Annotated in this window: 14 protein-coding genes; 7 read left to right on the top strand and 7 right to left on the bottom strand. The window is 63.3% G+C overall.

Features of this window, described 5'->3' with window-relative positions; all coding sequences use genetic code 11:
* Positions 1-39: 39 nt before the first annotated feature.
* Positions 40-642 (top strand): hypothetical protein, encoded by a 603-nt coding sequence (locus ACEN9O_RS03090; RefSeq protein WP_495616191.1) that lies wholly within the window; start codon positions 40-42, stop codon positions 640-642.
* Between the two features lie 89 nt (positions 643-731).
* Here the strand turns inward: ACEN9O_RS03090 and ACEN9O_RS03085 are convergent, their stop codons facing one another.
* From ACEN9O_RS03085 to ACEN9O_RS03065, 5 genes are all read right to left on the bottom strand, one after another.
* Entirely contained in the window at positions 732-1,157 is a 426-nt protein-coding gene (locus tag ACEN9O_RS03085) for a VOC family protein (RefSeq protein ID WP_495616190.1), read from the bottom strand.
* 118 nt (positions 1,158-1,275) lie between these two features.
* Entirely contained in the window at positions 1,276-2,061 is a 786-nt protein-coding gene (locus tag ACEN9O_RS03080) for a LytR/AlgR family response regulator transcription factor (protein WP_495616189.1), read from the bottom strand.
* Entirely contained in the window at positions 2,058-2,987 is a 930-nt protein-coding gene (locus ACEN9O_RS03075; protein WP_495616188.1) for a sensor histidine kinase, read from the bottom strand. The genes ACEN9O_RS03080 and ACEN9O_RS03075 overlap by 4 nt, the downstream gene beginning before the upstream one ends.
* Positions 2,984-3,250, bottom strand: a complete 267-nt coding sequence (locus ACEN9O_RS03070; protein ID WP_495616187.1) for a hypothetical protein — start codon at positions 3,248-3,250, stop codon at positions 2,984-2,986. The genes ACEN9O_RS03075 and ACEN9O_RS03070 overlap by 4 nt, the downstream gene beginning before the upstream one ends.
* Positions 3,251-3,379: 129 nt before the next feature.
* Positions 3,380-3,952: a GNAT family N-acetyltransferase gene (locus ACEN9O_RS03065; RefSeq protein WP_495616186.1), complete on the bottom strand. Its 573-nt coding sequence runs from the start codon at positions 3,950-3,952 to the stop codon at positions 3,380-3,382.
* Positions 3,953-4,095: 143 nt separating this feature from the next.
* Here ACEN9O_RS03065 and ACEN9O_RS03060 point away from each other — a divergent pair, with 143 nt between their 5' ends.
* Complete coding sequence (locus ACEN9O_RS03060) at positions 4,096-5,187, top strand: FxDxF family PEP-CTERM protein (RefSeq protein WP_495616185.1); 1,092 nt, start codon at positions 4,096-4,098, stop codon at positions 5,185-5,187.
* Here ACEN9O_RS03060 and ACEN9O_RS03055 read toward each other — a convergent pair.
* Positions 5,150-5,830, bottom strand: coding sequence for a TetR family transcriptional regulator C-terminal domain-containing protein (locus tag ACEN9O_RS03055; RefSeq protein ID WP_495616184.1), 681 nt, complete (start codon positions 5,828-5,830; stop codon positions 5,150-5,152). The genes ACEN9O_RS03060 and ACEN9O_RS03055 overlap by 38 nt on opposite strands.
* Positions 5,812-7,287: an aminotransferase-like domain-containing protein gene (locus tag ACEN9O_RS03050; protein ID WP_495616183.1), complete on the bottom strand. Its 1,476-nt coding sequence runs from the start codon at positions 7,285-7,287 to the stop codon at positions 5,812-5,814. The genes ACEN9O_RS03055 and ACEN9O_RS03050 overlap by 19 nt, the downstream gene beginning before the upstream one ends.
* A 203-nt stretch (positions 7,288-7,490) precedes the next feature.
* Here ACEN9O_RS03050 and aptA point away from each other — a divergent pair, with 203 nt between their 5' ends.
* The 5 genes from aptA to preA all read left to right on the top strand — a co-directional run bounded on the left by aptA (position 7,491) and on the right by preA (position 14,335).
* Positions 7,491-8,807: an omega-aminotransferase AptA gene (gene aptA, locus ACEN9O_RS03045; RefSeq protein WP_495616182.1), complete on the top strand. Its 1,317-nt coding sequence runs from the start codon at positions 7,491-7,493 to the stop codon at positions 8,805-8,807.
* Between the two features lie 105 nt (positions 8,808-8,912).
* Positions 8,913-10,028, top strand: a complete 1,116-nt coding sequence (gene ald, locus ACEN9O_RS03040) for an alanine dehydrogenase (protein WP_495616181.1) — start codon at positions 8,913-8,915, stop codon at positions 10,026-10,028.
* 20 nt (positions 10,029-10,048) lie between these two features.
* Complete coding sequence (locus tag ACEN9O_RS03035) at positions 10,049-11,551, top strand: CoA-acylating methylmalonate-semialdehyde dehydrogenase (protein ID WP_495616180.1); 1,503 nt, start codon at positions 10,049-10,051, stop codon at positions 11,549-11,551.
* A 109-nt stretch (positions 11,552-11,660) separates the two neighbouring features.
* Positions 11,661-13,046 (top strand): NAD(P)-dependent oxidoreductase, encoded by a 1,386-nt coding sequence (locus tag ACEN9O_RS03030; protein WP_495616179.1) that lies wholly within the window; start codon positions 11,661-11,663, stop codon positions 13,044-13,046.
* The gene (preA, locus tag ACEN9O_RS03025; protein WP_495616178.1) at positions 13,046-14,335 is read left to right on the top strand and encodes an NAD-dependent dihydropyrimidine dehydrogenase subunit PreA; all 1,290 of its coding nucleotides are present in this window, start codon (positions 13,046-13,048) and stop codon (positions 14,333-14,335) included. Before ACEN9O_RS03030 ends, preA begins: the two co-directional genes overlap by 1 nt.
* The last annotated feature ends 99 nt before the right edge of the window (positions 14,336-14,434 follow it).

Below are 14,434 nucleotides of genomic sequence, written 5' to 3'. Positions count from 1 at the left end.
CATAGTGCGGCCTCCACTTCATTCATCCGAGGACACACCATGAAATTTATCACGACCCTGATCGCCATCGCCACGCTGGCCACCGCCGGCGCCAGTTTCGCCGCCGACCGTCAACTGCATCTGCGCGGCGAAGTGACCGCAGCCGGCGCCGGCGAGTTGACCATCGTCGACCGCAAGGGCGTCAAGACCACGGTGCAGTTGTTGGAGCAGGCGCAGGTGTTGGACGTGTCGCGCAGCAGCCAGGCGGCGATCCAGGAAAACAGCTTCCTCGGCATTGCCGCCGCTCCCGCCCCGGATGGCAAGATCCGGGCGACGGGCGTGATGATCTTCCCGGAGGCGGCGCGCGGCATGAACGAGGGCCACTACCCCTGGGACAACATCGAACAGGGCACCATGACCAACGCCACCGTCGCCAAGGTGATCAAGAAATCCAGTAGCACCGAATTGGAAATGCGCTTTGGCGGCAGGTCCCAGCAAGTGTTGCTGGACAAGGCCACCACCTACGGCCAGTTCGTGCCGGGCGAGCGCAAACTGCTGGTGGTCGGCGCCAAGGTCATGGTGATCGGCATGGAAGGTGCGGATGGCAAGGTCCACGCCAACGCGGTGCTGGTCGGCCGCGACGGCTTCATGCCGCCGCTTTAAACGCGATAGATGCCACCGGCGTTTTAGCGTCAAGCCGCGCTGGCGTCCCACTGCATCATGTCGAAGAGATTGCCGTCGAGATCTGCTCCTTAATCCGCCGGATCGTACGTGCCAATGCTCCAGATATGGCCTTCAGGGTCGCGGCAGGTGAAGCCGCGGCCGCCGTAGTCCTCGTCCTTGATGTCGAGCAGGATCTCGCCGCCGGCCTGCTTGACGCGGTCGTACACCAGGTCGGCGTCGTTGACGACCAGGTAGGAGCTTTGGGTGTTGAACTGGCCGATCTCGGAAGGTTGCTTCATCAGGCGGCCGAACTCGGTGTCGAACACCGAACCGAGCATGATCATGCCGTTGCCGAAACTGAGTTGCGCATGGGCGATACTGCCGTCTTCGTTCGGCACCACCAGCGCCGCTTCAAAGCCGAAAGTGGTGCACAGCCAGTCGATGGCGGCTGGCGCGTCGCGGTAGCGCATGCATGGAATGACGTTGCTGCGCGTTTGTTTGGGTATGTTGGACATTGTTTTCTCCCTGTCGTGGTATGGAACAGATTCGATCAATATTTACCCCCATCCGTTCGGCGGCCTGGTGCGGCCGAACGATGCGGGAAAGTATATATTGATAACGATCAGATGGAGATTACATTTGCTGGAATAAATGGGCGTTGCCGCGGCTGACTTCCAGCTGTTCGGCGAAGTTGCGGATCCTGACCATCTGCCGTCCGCGCAAGTCGCGCGTGACTTCTTCGATGGCATCGACGCGTACCAGCGTCGAGCGGTGGATGCGCCAGAATTCGTCAGGGTCCAGCTCGTCGGCCAGCTCCTTCAGCGTTTTGCGTATCAGCACTTCCGCCTGCGCGGTCTGCACCCGCGTGTACTTTTCGTCGGCACGGAAGAACAGCACTTCGCGCGTGCTGATCATGCGCAGGTTGCTGCCGACCACCGCCTGGATCCAGCGCAGGTAGTCCGGTCTGGCGGTGGGCTTGCTTTGGCTGGACAACAGCTGGCTCAGCTGCCGCTCGATGTTGGACGGCTGCTGTCCGATCAGCGATTGCAGGCGCGCGCAGGTGGTCTTCAGGCGTTCGCCGCCGGCCGGCTTGAGCAGGTAATCGAGCGCGCCCTGTTCGAAGGCTTCGATCGCGTATTGATCGTAGGCCGTCACGAACACCAGGTGGCAGCGGTTGAACAGCATGCGCGCCGCCTCGATACCGGACAAGCCGGGCATGCGGATGTCGAGGAACACGATGTCCGGCTGGTACTGGCCGGCCAGCGCCACGGCCTCGATGCCGTTGGCCGCCTCGGCAACGATCTCCAGTCCCGGCCACGCCTCCAGCAGGCGCGCGCGCAGCTGGCGGCGCATCGGTTCCTCGTCGTCGGCGATCAGCGCGGTGGCGCGGCGCTGGCCGCCCGGTGTGACGATACTCATTTCGATCCTCCGGCAAAGATATCCGGCGCATAGGGGATGCGGACGCTGGCACGCGTGCCGCCGGTCAGCGGCGCTTCGATCACCAGCTGCGCGCGGTTGCCGTACAGGATGCGCAGGCGCTCGCGCACATTGGCCAGGCCGATGCCGTCGCCGGCGTGGACGTTGAAGCCGATGCCGTCGTCCAGCACGTCCACCTGCAGCATGGCGCCGTCGACGCTGGCGCGGATGTCGATGCGGCCGCCTTCGATCTTGGGCTCCAGGCCGTGCTTGATGGCGTTCTCGATCAGGATCTGCAGCATCATCACGGGGAAGGTGGCGCTCAGCATTTCCTGCGGCACGTCGATCGACACCGCCAGCCGCGCGCCCATGCGCGCCTGCATGATGGCCAGGTAGGCGCGCGACATCTCGATCTGCCGGCCCAGCGTGCCGGCGCCCTTGGCGCGCATCTGCGGCAGCGTGGCGCGCAGGTAGTCGATCAGGTTCTGGTGGATGCGCGCGGCCTGCGGCGGATCGGTCTCGATCAGCTGGCCGATCAGCGCGAGCGTGTTGAACAGGAAGTGCGGCTCGACCTGCGCCTGCAGCGCCGCCATGCGCGCCTCGACCACGCGCCGCTCCATGCCTTCCTCGTCGGCGTGGCTGGTGGCGTCGCGCGCTTCGATCTCGGCCTTGCGCTTGCCGCCGGCCAGCACCTTCAGGCCCAGCGACAGCGCGATGAAGGCGGCGGTCTGCTTGGGCAGGCCGAACGGCGTCAGGCCGAACAGCAGCAACAGCAGCCACACCATCATCAGCTTGCGCCATTCCACCTGCGCCAGCCAGTCGAAGAAACGCCACCACATGCTGGTGGCCGTCTCGCCGATCTCGCGGATGATGTCGAGCAGGCTCTTGGCGTTGTCGTAGCCGGCCCTGGCCAGCCCCCGTTTTTTCATTGCTGGTGCTCCTGGCGGCGACGCTGGCGGCGGCTGCCGATCACGCAGACGCCGACCGCGATCTTCAGCAGCATGAAGAAGGCGAACAGCACCAGCGCCAGCGGCAGGATGCTCACGATGAAGGCCAGGATCAGCGCGGCGCCCAGCAGCGCCGGCGGCGACATGCGTTGCACCAGCCGCAGGCCGTAGCGTACGGTCTGCGCGAAGGCGCGGAAGATTTCTTCCATCAGATCCATCACGGCCTGGCTGTTCAATTTACTCATTTGGCACTCCATCAAAATCGTTGCGATGGAATCACTGTAGCAAAGCCACCAAGCGCGCTGTTGCGGATTCCGATCAACTGCGGTTTGAGCGGGATGACCGGTTATTCCAGAGGATAAGCGGCGGCTAAATCAGTGCTGCTGCGCAACGCCTGTTGCTGCGTTCCAGTCGCTGCGCAGCAGGCCATAGATGACGCTGTCCGAGATTTCGCCGCTCACGAACCAGCGCTCGCGCAGCAGGCCTTCGCGCTGGAAGTGCAGGCCTTCCAGGATGCGGCCGGAGGCAATGTTATCGGGATGGATATCGGCTTCGATGCGGTGCAGTTCCAGCGGGCCGAAGCCATGGCCGATCAGCGCGGCCAGCGCTTCCTGCATGTAGCGTTTGCCCCAGTGCGGCTGGGCCAGCATATAGCCGATGTCGCAGCGGTGGTTGCGGCGGTCGAAGGCGTACAGGGTGGCCGTGCCGATCAGTTCGCCGTCCGGCAGCACCATCGCCAGGCGCAGCGAGCTGCCGTCCTGGTAGCCTTTGAGCGTCTGCTCGATGTTGTCGATGGCCTGGTCGCGGTGCAGCCAGGGGCCGCTGCTCCAGTAGCGCAGCGCGATGGGATCGGAGAACAGGCGGAACAGCGCGTCGGCATCGCCGTTGTCGATGAAGCGCAGGGTGAGGCGGGACGTCTGTAGCTGGAAGGGTTCGAAGCTGGGCATGCGGGTTCCGTTAATGCGTGGCGGTCTTCCAGCTTAGCGGACTTTTGCGATTATGTGGCATCCTGGTATGCTAACTATAGGAAACAATGATATACTTTCAGCAATTCAGTTATTTTTCTTATATTTTCCATAGGGACCGCTTCATGATCGCTCGTACCTGTATCGCCATTGCCGCCGCAACCCTTCTGTCGGGAACGGCCTGCGCCGCCCCGCTGACCGCCAACCAGATGCTGCAACAGTTCAACGTGGTCGTCAGCGGCAACCTGACGTCGACCTCCCACGTCGACGGCCGCAGCTATGTGGGCCTGAACGCCAACGGCGGCGATTACGTCCAGCATGTCGGCGACACGCCAGCCTCGGCCTACGCCGGCCTGACCGTGGGCGGCACCCTGAGCGGCAACGTGCATGTGAACGGCCTGGGCCTGGTGACCGGCGGCGACGCCAACGGCATCAACGTCAACAGCGGTTCCTCGTACGTGGGCGGCTCGGCGAGCGGCTCCAGCTTCAACGGCGACGCCTGGGTGGTCGGCACCGCCAGCAGTGTCAACTTCAACGGCGGCACCCATGCGGGCAACTACGTCAACACCAATCACAACAATGTGATGGCCGCGCCGACCGCCGTGATGAACAGCACGCTGGCTGCCTCGACCTCGACCAATTTCGGCGCGGTGATGACCGGCCTGTCGAGCCAGTTGTCGGCCCTGCACGCGACGGCCGGCACCCAGGTCATCTACAGCAACAACGACAGCAACGTGCTGCTGAGCGGCACCGCCGTCAACGGCGTGCTGGTGTTCGACCTGACCCAGGATGACAGCAAGATCTTCTCGAACAAGGTGACCGATATTTCGTTCAACCTGAACGGCGCCAGCACGGTGATCTTCAACACCGACGACAGCAACCTGAGCCTGTACGCCAATTTCAACCAGGCGCAGGCGCTGGGCAGCAAGCTGATCTGGAACTTCGCCGGCCATGACAATAGCGTCACCGTCGGCCGCACCTTCGGCGGCCAGGTGCTGGTGGCCGACGGCACCTTCAGCAACGTCGGCGGCGCCAACGTCGAAGGCGGCGTGTTCGCCAAGACGCTGAAACAGTACGGCGAGATCCACTTGCAGAGCTTTAGCGGCACCGTGCCGACCGCGCCGGTGCCGGAACCGGAAACCTACGCGATGCTGCTGGCCGGCCTGGGCCTGGTGGGCTTTATGGCGCGCCGTCGCAAACTGGCGGCGGCACGCTGATCGCCGACAGCACCATATCGACGATGACCTTCTCGGCATCGTCGAAGTCCTTTTTGGTCAGCTGCTTGCGGTTCAACACCAGCGCCATCTGCGCAGAAAAGTCCGCATAGGACTGCGTCATCGCCCAGATGGCGAACAGCAGGTGCGTCGCATTGATCGGCGCAATCTTCCCCTCGCTGATCCACTTCTCGAACACCTCGATATCCTTGCGCACCAGCGGCACCACGCGGTTCTGGATCTGGGCGCCGTACATCTGCGCGCCGCTGATCACCTCCATCGCATACACGCGCGAGGCCCACGGCTGCTCGCGCGAGAATTTGAGCTTGGCCTGCACGTAGGTGCGCAGCACGTCGCGCGGATCCTGGTCGCCGGCGGCCAGGTTCTCCATCCGTTCCAGCCAATCGTCCAGCACCTCGTCCAGCACGCGCTGGTACAGCGCCTGCTTGGTGGGGAAGTAGTACATCAGGTTCTGCTTCGACAGGCCGGCGTTCTCCGCCACCGTGGCGATCGAGGTGCCTTCGTAGCCGCATTCGGCGAATACCCGCACCGCCTCGGCGGCGATGTCGGCTTCCAGTTTGTCGCGATTGAGAACGCGCCGCTTGATCTTCGGCGCTGGCTCGGCATTCAGTTTTGCTGTCGGCATGTGAGTCTCAGGAAGGTCAGGAGTTGTGGATGGTCGGTGTAGGCCACGTTGAAGCGGAACCAGATCGATTCCGGCGCACGCAGCATGAAGAAATCGCAGGGCGACAGCAGGATGCCGGACTTGAGCGCCAGGTCGGCGATGACCTTGCCGTTCCAGTCGGCGCTGGGCGCCTCGCTCCAGCCGGCGCTGACGAACATGCCGCCGCGCGGCCTGGCCAGCGGCTCCATGCCGACGCTGCGCAGGCTGTCGATGGCGCGTTCGCGGCCGGCCTCCAGCTGGTTGGCCAGCTTGTCCACCATGCGCTTGTAGGGGCGCGCGGTGATGGCGTGGTAGGCGGCGCGCTCGTTGATCTCGGAGGTGGTCAGGCCGGCCAGCATCTTCACCCGCAGCAGCTCCGGGATCAGCGAGGCCGAGGCGCAGATCGAGCCCACCCGCAGCACCGGCGACAAGGTCTTGGAGAAGCTGCCGACGCGGATCACGCGCCGCAGGCCGTCCATCGCCGCCAGCGAGGCTTCGCCGCGCGGCGCCAGCTCGCGGTAGATGTCGTCCTCCACCAGCCAGAAATCGAACTGCTCGGCCAGGCCAAGCAGGCGATGCGCCTGCGCCACGCTGAGCGAAGTGCCCAGCGGGTTTTGCAGCACCGTGTTGACGAACATGAGCTTGGGCTGGGTCTGCGCGGCCTGTTTGGCCAGTGTGTCGAAATCGAGGCCATGCTCGCCGCGCGGAATGCCGACCGGGACGCAGCCGTGGTGGCGTATCAGCGACAGCAGGTTGCTGTAGCCGGGATCCTCGACGAACACGGTGTCGCCCGGCTTGGTCAGCGTGCGCAGGATCAGGTCGAAGGCGTGGGTGGCGCCATGAGTCAGCAGCACCTGCTCCGGCTCGACCGGGAACAGCTCGTCGCTCAGCGTGGACGACAGCTGCTGGCGCAGCGACGGGAAGCCCAGCGGATGGCCGTAGCCGCGCAGCCGGTTGGCGGGGATGCGCATCGCGTGGCGCACGGCGTCGAGGATGGTGTCCTCGCCATACCATTCGGGCGGCAACCAGCCGGCGCCCACGGCCAGCGCGTCCGAGGTGCCGGAATACAGGTCGGGGGTGAGGGCGTCGATGGCGGTCGGCACCGCCTGCAGCGTGGACGGCAGCAAGGTCGCGGGAATGTCCTGCCGGGCCACAAAATAGCCGGAACCGCGGCGCGATGACAACAGTCCCAATGTCACCAGGCGGTCGTAGGATTCGACAACTGTAAAGGTGCTGATGCCATTACACTTCGCAAATTGCCGCACCGACGGCATTTTCGTTCCGATGCGCAACTCCCTGCGGCCCACCATCGCGCTGATGGCCGAGACGATCTGGTCGACCAGGCTGCCTTTCTTGCTGCGCTCTATGGCGAGCACGGGCCAGCCTGCCGCGCCGGGCGGGCAGTCGGCTTGATCGATCGCAGGATTCGTTAGCTCCATCCTTGACTCCACTTAAAGCGCAAAGCAAAACTGTAGTGTTTTTGTTGCCTGTACGGTTGGGCAGTTTTGATATTTGTGTATCTGTGCCATAGTTGTTGCGCTGTCTATTATTGCATCATCATTTTGCCAACTGGTAAATTTTTTTACGGTTCGTCAAAAAAATCCACACGTTTGCGAGCAAACTGTTATTCCGGGAGATGAGCATGAACGAATCCAGACCTGAATCGATGGCGTCCTTCTGGATGCCTTTCACGAATAATCGCGATTTCAAAGCCCATCCGCGCCTGCTGGTGTCGGCCGAAGGCATGTACTACAAGGACGTCGACGGCAATACCATCCTGGACGGCACCGCCGGCCTGTGGTGCGTGCCGTGCGGCCACGCGCAGCCGAAGATCGTCGCCGCCGTGCGCGAGATGGTGGGTCAGCTCGATTTCGCGCCGACCTTCCAGATGGGCCACCCGGCCGCCTTCGACCTGGCCGAAAAACTGATGGAGTACACCAACCACAAATTCGGCCACGTGTTCTACACCAACTCCGGTTCCGAAGCGGTGGACACGGCGCTGAAGATCGCGCTGGCGTACCACAAGGCGCGCGGCGAGGCGAGCCGCACGCGTTTGATCGGCCGCGAGCGCGGCTACCACGGCGTCGGCTTCGGCGGCATCTCGGTGGGCGGCATCGCCGGCAACCGCAAGCCGTACGGCGTGATGCTGCCAGGCGTCGACCATCTGCCGCACACGCACAACCTGGAGAAGAACGCCTACACGCGCGGCGAGCCGGAATACGGCACCGAGCTGGCCGACGAACTCGAACGCATCGTCGCGCTGCATGACGCGTCGACCATCGCCGCCGTGATCGTCGAACCGGTGGCCGGTTCCACCGGTGTGCTGATCCCGCCGAAGGGCTATCTGAAGCGTCTGCGCGAGCTGTGCACCAAGCACGGCATCCTGCTGATCTTCGATGAAGTCATCACGGGCTTCGGCCGTTTGACGACGCCGTTCGCGGCCGACTACTTCGATGTCGAGCCGGACATGATGACCACCGCCAAAGGCCTGACCAACGGCGTGATTCCGATGGGCGCGGTGTTCAGCAAAAAATTCATCCACGACGCCTTCATGGAAGCGCCGGCCGGCATTGAGCTGTTCCACGGCTACACCTACTCTGGCCACCCGGTCGCCTGCGCCGCCTCGCTGGCGACGCTGGAAGTGTTCAAGGAACAGAAGATCCTCGAACACGCCGCAGGCATGGCCGAATATTGGGCCGACGCGGTGCACTCGCTCAAAGGCCTGCCGCACGTGATCGACATCCGCACCATCGGCCTGATCGCCGGCATCGAGCTGGCGCCTATCGCAGGCAAGCCGGGCGCGCGCGCCTTCGCCGCCTTCAAGCAGGCCTTTGCCGACGGTATTTTGATACGCACCACCGGCGATATCATCGCTCTGTCGCCACCGCTAGTGCTGGAGAAAAAGCACATCGATGAACTGTTTGGAAAACTCACGACTGTACTTAAAAACCTAGCCTGACCGCCGTCGTCCTCGCGAAAGCGGGGACCCATGCTGAGCATATTCAGCATGGACTCCCGCTTTCGCGGGAGCGACGGTGGTGGCGGAGACAATGAGGAGAACACCATGCTGGTAGGCGTCCCAAAAGAGATCAAGAACCAGGAGTCCCGCGTTGGCCTTACCCCGGCCAGCGTGAAGGAACTCGTATTGCGTGGCCATCAAGTACTTGTACAAAAAAACGCCGGTGTCGCCATCGGCTTGAGCGATGCGATGTATGAGGGTGCCGGCGCCAACATCATCGAAACGGCGTCCGAAATCTTCGCTCGCGCCGAGATGATCGTCAAAGTGAAGGAACCGCAGCCGGAAGAATGCGCGATGCTGCGCAAAGGCCAGATCCTGTACACCTATCTGCACCTGGCGCCGGACCCGGAACAGACCAAGGCGCTGGTGGAATCGGGCGCGGTCTGCATCGCCTACGAAACCATCACCGGCGCCAACGGCGGCTTGCCGCTGCTGGCGCCGATGAGCGAAGTGGCGGGGCGCATGTCGATACAGGCGGGCGCCGCGCACCTGGAAAAATCCAAGGGCGGCATGGGCCTGCTGCTGGGCGGCGTGCCGGGTGTGGCGCCGGGTCACATCGCCATCATTGGCGCCGGCGTGGTCGGCACCAATGCCTTGCAGATGGCGGTCGGCATCGGCGCGCGCGTGACGATTTTGGACAAGAACATCGACCGCCTGCGCCAGCTGGACCTCATCTACGGCAACCGCATCTCGACCATGTATTCGAACGCGCACTCTATCGAGGAAGCCGTGCTCGATGCGGACCTGGTGATCGGCGGCGTGCTGGTGCCCGGCGCGGCGGCGCCCAAGCTGGTGACCAAGGAAATGATCGCGCGCATGAAGCCGGGCGCGGTGGTGGTGGACGTCGCCATCGACCAGGGTGGATGCTTCGAAACCTCTCACGCCACCACGCACGAAAAGCCGACCTACGTGGTCGATGGCGTGATTCACTACTGCGTGGCCAACATGCCGGGTGCGGTCGCCCGCACGTCGACCTTCGCACTGAATAACGCGACCATCGGCCACGCGCTGGCGCTGGCCGACAAGGGCTGGCAGAAGGCGCTGAAAGCCAATCCGCACCTGAAGAACGGCTTGAATGTCTGTCTCGGCCACGTCACCTACGAAGCGGTGGCGCACGGCCTTGGCTATACCTATGTTGACGCAGACAGCCTGCTGGGCTGATCGCATTTAGAGAGAACGTTATGAGCAACCTGGACACTATCACCCACTACATCAACGGCAGTAAAGTCGATACGCAAAGCGGCCGCTATGCGGACGTGTTCAATCCCGCGCTGGGCGAACCGGTGGCCAGGGTTGCCCTGGGTACGACGGAAGAAGTCGATGCCGCCGTACGCGCAGCGGAAAAAGCCTTTCCTGCGTGGTCCGCCACGCCGCCGCTGACGCGCGCCCGCGTTCTGTTCAAATACCTGCAACTGTGCCAGCAGCACACCGACGAATTCGCGGCCATGCTGACGCGTGAACACGGCAAGACCTTCGCCGATGCGCAAGGCGAAGTGGCGCGCGGTATCGAGATGGTGGAATTCGCGGTCGGCATTCCCCAGTTGCTGAAAGGCGAATTCACCGACCAGATCTCGCGCGGCATCGACGCCTGGTCGATGCGCCAGGCGCTGGGCGTGGTGGCCGGCATCACGCCGTTCAACTTCCCGGTGATGGTGCCGATGTGGATGTTCCCGGTGGCTCTCGCATGCGGGAACACCTTTATTCTCAAGCCTTCCGAGCGCGATCCGTCGCCGTCGCTGCTGCATGCGCGGCTGCTGAAGGAGGCCGGTTTGCCGGACGGCGTGTTCAACGTCATCCAGGGCGACAAGGTGACCGTCGATGCCTTGCTCGACCATCCGGTGGTGCAGGCGGTGAGCTTCGTCGGCTCGACGCCGATCGCCGAATATATCTACTCGCGCGGCTGCGCTGCGGGCAAGCGCGTGCAGGCTTTGGGCGGCGCGAAGAACCATATGGTCGTCATGCCGGATGCGGACATGGAGATGACTGTCGATGCGTTGATGGGCGCGGCGTATGGTTCCGCCGGTGAGCGCTGCATGGCGATCTCCGTGGTGGTGGCGGTTGGCGATGCGGGCGACAAGATCGTCGACGCACTGGCAAAGCGCACCGCCGCACTGAAAGTGCGCGACGGCATGGCGTCGGATGCCGAAATGGGACCTGTCGTTTCAAGCGCGGCCAAGCAGCGTATAGAGCGCTTGATTGGCGAAGGCGTGGAGCAGGGCGCGAAACTGGTGGTCGATGGACGCAATCACGTCGTCGCTGGCCGCGAGAACGGCTTCTTCATCGGCGGTACGTTGTTCGACCACGTCACGCCGGATATGTCGATTTACAAGGAAGAGATTTTCGGCCCCGTGCTGTGCATGCTGCGTTCGCCGGACGTGGGCAGCGCGGTGGAACTGATCAACCGTAACGAGTACGGCAACGGCGTGGCGATCTACACGCGCGATGGTGGCGTGGCGCGCGAGTTCGTGCGGCAGATCCAGGTCGGCATGGTGGGCGTGAACGTTCCGCTGCCGGTGCCGATGGCCTTCAACAGTTTCGGCGGATGGAAGCGCAGCCTGTTCGGCGACCATCACGCATACGGTCCCGAAGGCGTGCGTTTCTACACGCGCCACAAGGCAGTGATGCAGCGCTGGCCGAACACCGCAAGCGCTGGCGCAGAATTTGCATTCCCACAGATGAAGTAAGCTCCGTCATTCCCGCGCAGGCGGGAATCCATAGAACGCATGACCGCATGCGAAGTATGGGTCCCCGCTTTCGCGGGGACGACGCTCACCATATAAGCCAGGAAATCGTATGATGATCGAATCTCTCAAATACATGCCCCAGCCGAAGGAAGCCAATGCCACACTGGCGGAACACTTCACTGACCTGGCACCCGCGCTGAATGCGCGCCAGGCCGCGATCGAAAGTTCGCGCTGCCTGTATTGCTACGACGCGCCGTGCACGCGCATCTGCCCATCCGATATCGACGTCGCCAGTTTCATCCGCAATATCCACGACGAAAACATCAACGGCGCGGCCGTCGGCATCTTGAAGCAGAACATCCTGGGCGGCAGCTGCTCGCGCGTCTGCCCCACCGAGATCCTGTGCGAAGACGCCTGCGTGCGCAATCATGATGCCGAAGGCCAGCCGGTGAAAATCGGCCTGCTGCAGCGCTACGCCATCGACAACATGACCATCACCGAGCATCCATTCAAGCGCGCCGCATCGACCGGCAAGAAAATCGCCGTGGTCGGTGCAGGTCCCGCAGGCCTGTCGTGCGCGCACCGCCTGGCGATGCTGGGCAACGACGTGGTGATCTACGAAGCGAAAGAAAAGTCCGGCGGCCTGAATGAATACGGCATCGCCAAGTACAAGCTGACCGACAACTTCGCGCAGAAGGAAGTGGACTTCCTGCTGCAGATCGGCGGCATCGAAGTCAAACATGGCCAGGCGCTGGGCGGCAACGTGCAGCTGAAGGACCTGCACGCGCAGTACGACGCCGTGTTCCTCGGCCTGGGCCTGGGCGCCAGCAAGCAGCTTGGTCTGACCGGTGAAGACGCCCCTGGCCTGCTGGCCGCCGTGGACTACATCGCCGCGCTGCGCCAGGCCGATGACCTGAGCAAGCTGCCGCTGCCAGCGCGCGCCATCGTCATCGGCGCCGGCAATACCGCGATCGATATGGCGGTGCAGATCCAGCGCCTCGGCGCGGAGGAAGTCACGCTGGTGTACCGTCGCGGCTTCGACGCGATGAGCGCCACCGAACACGAACAACACATTGCGAAAGAAAACCAGGTCCGCATGCGCACCTGGGCCCAGCCGCAGCAAGTGCTGCTGGACGAAGCGGGCCGCGTGCGCGGCATGCGCTTCGAGAAAACCGCAATCACCAACGGCCGTCTGGCTGGCACCGGTGAGACTTTCGAGATCGCGGCCGACGCGATCTTCAAAGCCATCGGCCAGAGCATGGACGAAACGAGCATCAGTGATCCACTGGCGAAAACGCTGAAACGCGACGGCGACAAAATCCACGTCGATGATCAGTTCCGCACAGTCCTGCCGCGTATCTACGCCGGCGGCGACTGTGTGGCGCCCGGACAGGACCTGACCGTGCAGGCGGTACAGCACGGGAAACTCGCTGCACAGGCCATACATCAAAGTTTGAACAAAATGAGTAACGTTGAGAAGAAGGAGGCTGCATAATGGCTGACCTGAGCATAGAATTCTGCGGCATCAAGTCCATCAACCCGTTCTGGCTGGCCTCCGCGCCGCCGACCGACAAGGCCTACAACGTGGTGCGCGCATTCGAGGCGGGTTGGGGCGGCGTGGTGTGGAAGACGCTGGGCGAAGATCCCGCCGCGGTCAACGTGTCGTCACGCTACTCGGCGCACTACGGCAAGAACCGCGAAGTCCTCGGCTTCAACAACATCGAGCTGATTACCGACCGCTCACTGGACATCAACCTGCAAGAGATCACGCAGGTGAAGAAGGACTGGCCGGACCGCGTCATCATCGTCTCGCTGATGCTGCCTTGCGAAGAAAAGCTGTGGGCCGACATCCTGCCGAAAGTGGAAGCCACCGGCGCCGACGGCATCGAGCTTAACTTCGGCTGCCCGCACGGCATGCCGGAGCGCGGCATGGGCGCGGCCGTGGGCCAGGTTCCCGAATACGTGGAGATGGTCACGCGCTGGTGCAAGACGCACTCCAAGCTGCCGGTCATCGTCAAGCTGACGCCCAACATCACCGACGTACGCGCACCGGCGCGCGCCGCCAAGGCCGGCGGCGCCGATGCGGTCTCGCTGATCAACACCATCAACTCGATCACCCACCTGGACCTGGACCAGATGGTGGCCTTCCCGATTGTCGGTGGCGCCAGCACGCACGGCGGCTACTGCGGTTCGGCCGTCAAGCCGATCGCGCTGAACATGGTGGCCGAGATCGCGCGCGATCCGCAGACCAAGGGACTGCCGATATCCGGCATCGGCGGCATCGGCAACTGGCGCGACGCGGCGGAATTCATGGCGCTGGGTTCGGGCTGTGTGCAGGTCTGCACGGCCGCCATGCTGCACGGCTTCCGCATCGTCGAAGAGATGAAGGACGGCTTGTCGCGCTGGATGGACGAGAAGGGCTACAAGAGCATCAGCGAATTTGTCGGCAAGGCGGTGCCCAACACGACCGACTGGAAATACCTGAACATGAACTATCAGGTGATCGCGCAGATTAACCAGGACGATTGCATCAAGTGCGGCCGCTGCTACGTGGCGTGCGAAGACACGTCGCACCAGTCGATCGCACAGCTGATCGACGCTGTCAGCGGTGAGCGCACGTATGAAGTCATCAAGGAAGAATGCGTGGGCTGCAACCTGTGCGAAATCACCTGCCCGGTGCAGGGCTGCATCACGATGGTGCCGCAGGATACAGGCAAGCCATACATGAACTGGACGCAGGACCCGCGCAACCCGCGTGCGGAAAAGGTTGCCGAGCCAGTGTGATTGAGTGGCAGCGCCCACCCCAGGACAAAAGGGGTCTGACCCCGTACGGGGTCAGACCCCGGCGGCTCGCAGTGCGGGGTGAGCGGGCGCAAAATAGGT

This window comes from Duganella sp. Dugasp78 (assembly GCF_059491455.1).
The sequence above is the reverse complement of the archived record's forward strand: the minus strand, read 5'-3'. Positions and strand labels throughout refer to the sequence as shown.

Coding starts and splice junctions, on each gene's coding strand:
- ACEN9O_RS03090 (WP_495616191.1), top strand. CDS start 40: ATGAAATTTATCACGACCCTGATCGCCATCGCCACGCTGGCCACCGCC.
- ACEN9O_RS03075 (WP_495616188.1), bottom strand. CDS start 2,987: ATGAAAAAACGGGGGCTGGCCAGGGCCGGCTACGACAACGCCAAGAGC.
- ACEN9O_RS03070 (WP_495616187.1), bottom strand. CDS start 3,250: ATGAGTAAATTGAACAGCCAGGCCGTGATGGATCTGATGGAAGAAATC.
- preA (WP_495616178.1), top strand. CDS start 13,046: ATGGCTGACCTGAGCATAGAATTCTGCGGCATCAAGTCCATCAACCCG.
- ACEN9O_RS03080 (WP_495616189.1), bottom strand. CDS start 2,061: ATGAGTATCGTCACACCGGGCGGCCAGCGCCGCGCCACCGCGCTGATC.
- ACEN9O_RS03035 (WP_495616180.1), top strand. CDS start 10,049: ATGAGCAACCTGGACACTATCACCCACTACATCAACGGCAGTAAAGTC.
- ACEN9O_RS03085 (WP_495616190.1), bottom strand. CDS start 1,157: ATGTCCAACATACCCAAACAAACGCGCAGCAACGTCATTCCATGCATG.
- ACEN9O_RS03060 (WP_495616185.1), top strand. CDS start 4,096: ATGATCGCTCGTACCTGTATCGCCATTGCCGCCGCAACCCTTCTGTCG.
- ACEN9O_RS03030 (WP_495616179.1), top strand. CDS start 11,661: ATGATGATCGAATCTCTCAAATACATGCCCCAGCCGAAGGAAGCCAAT.
- aptA (WP_495616182.1), top strand. CDS start 7,491: ATGAACGAATCCAGACCTGAATCGATGGCGTCCTTCTGGATGCCTTTC.
- ald (WP_495616181.1), top strand. CDS start 8,913: ATGCTGGTAGGCGTCCCAAAAGAGATCAAGAACCAGGAGTCCCGCGTT.
- ACEN9O_RS03055 (WP_495616184.1), bottom strand. CDS start 5,830: ATGCCGACAGCAAAACTGAATGCCGAGCCAGCGCCGAAGATCAAGCGG.
- ACEN9O_RS03050 (WP_495616183.1), bottom strand. CDS start 7,287: ATGGAGCTAACGAATCCTGCGATCGATCAAGCCGACTGCCCGCCCGGC.
- ACEN9O_RS03065 (WP_495616186.1), bottom strand. CDS start 3,952: ATGCCCAGCTTCGAACCCTTCCAGCTACAGACGTCCCGCCTCACCCTG.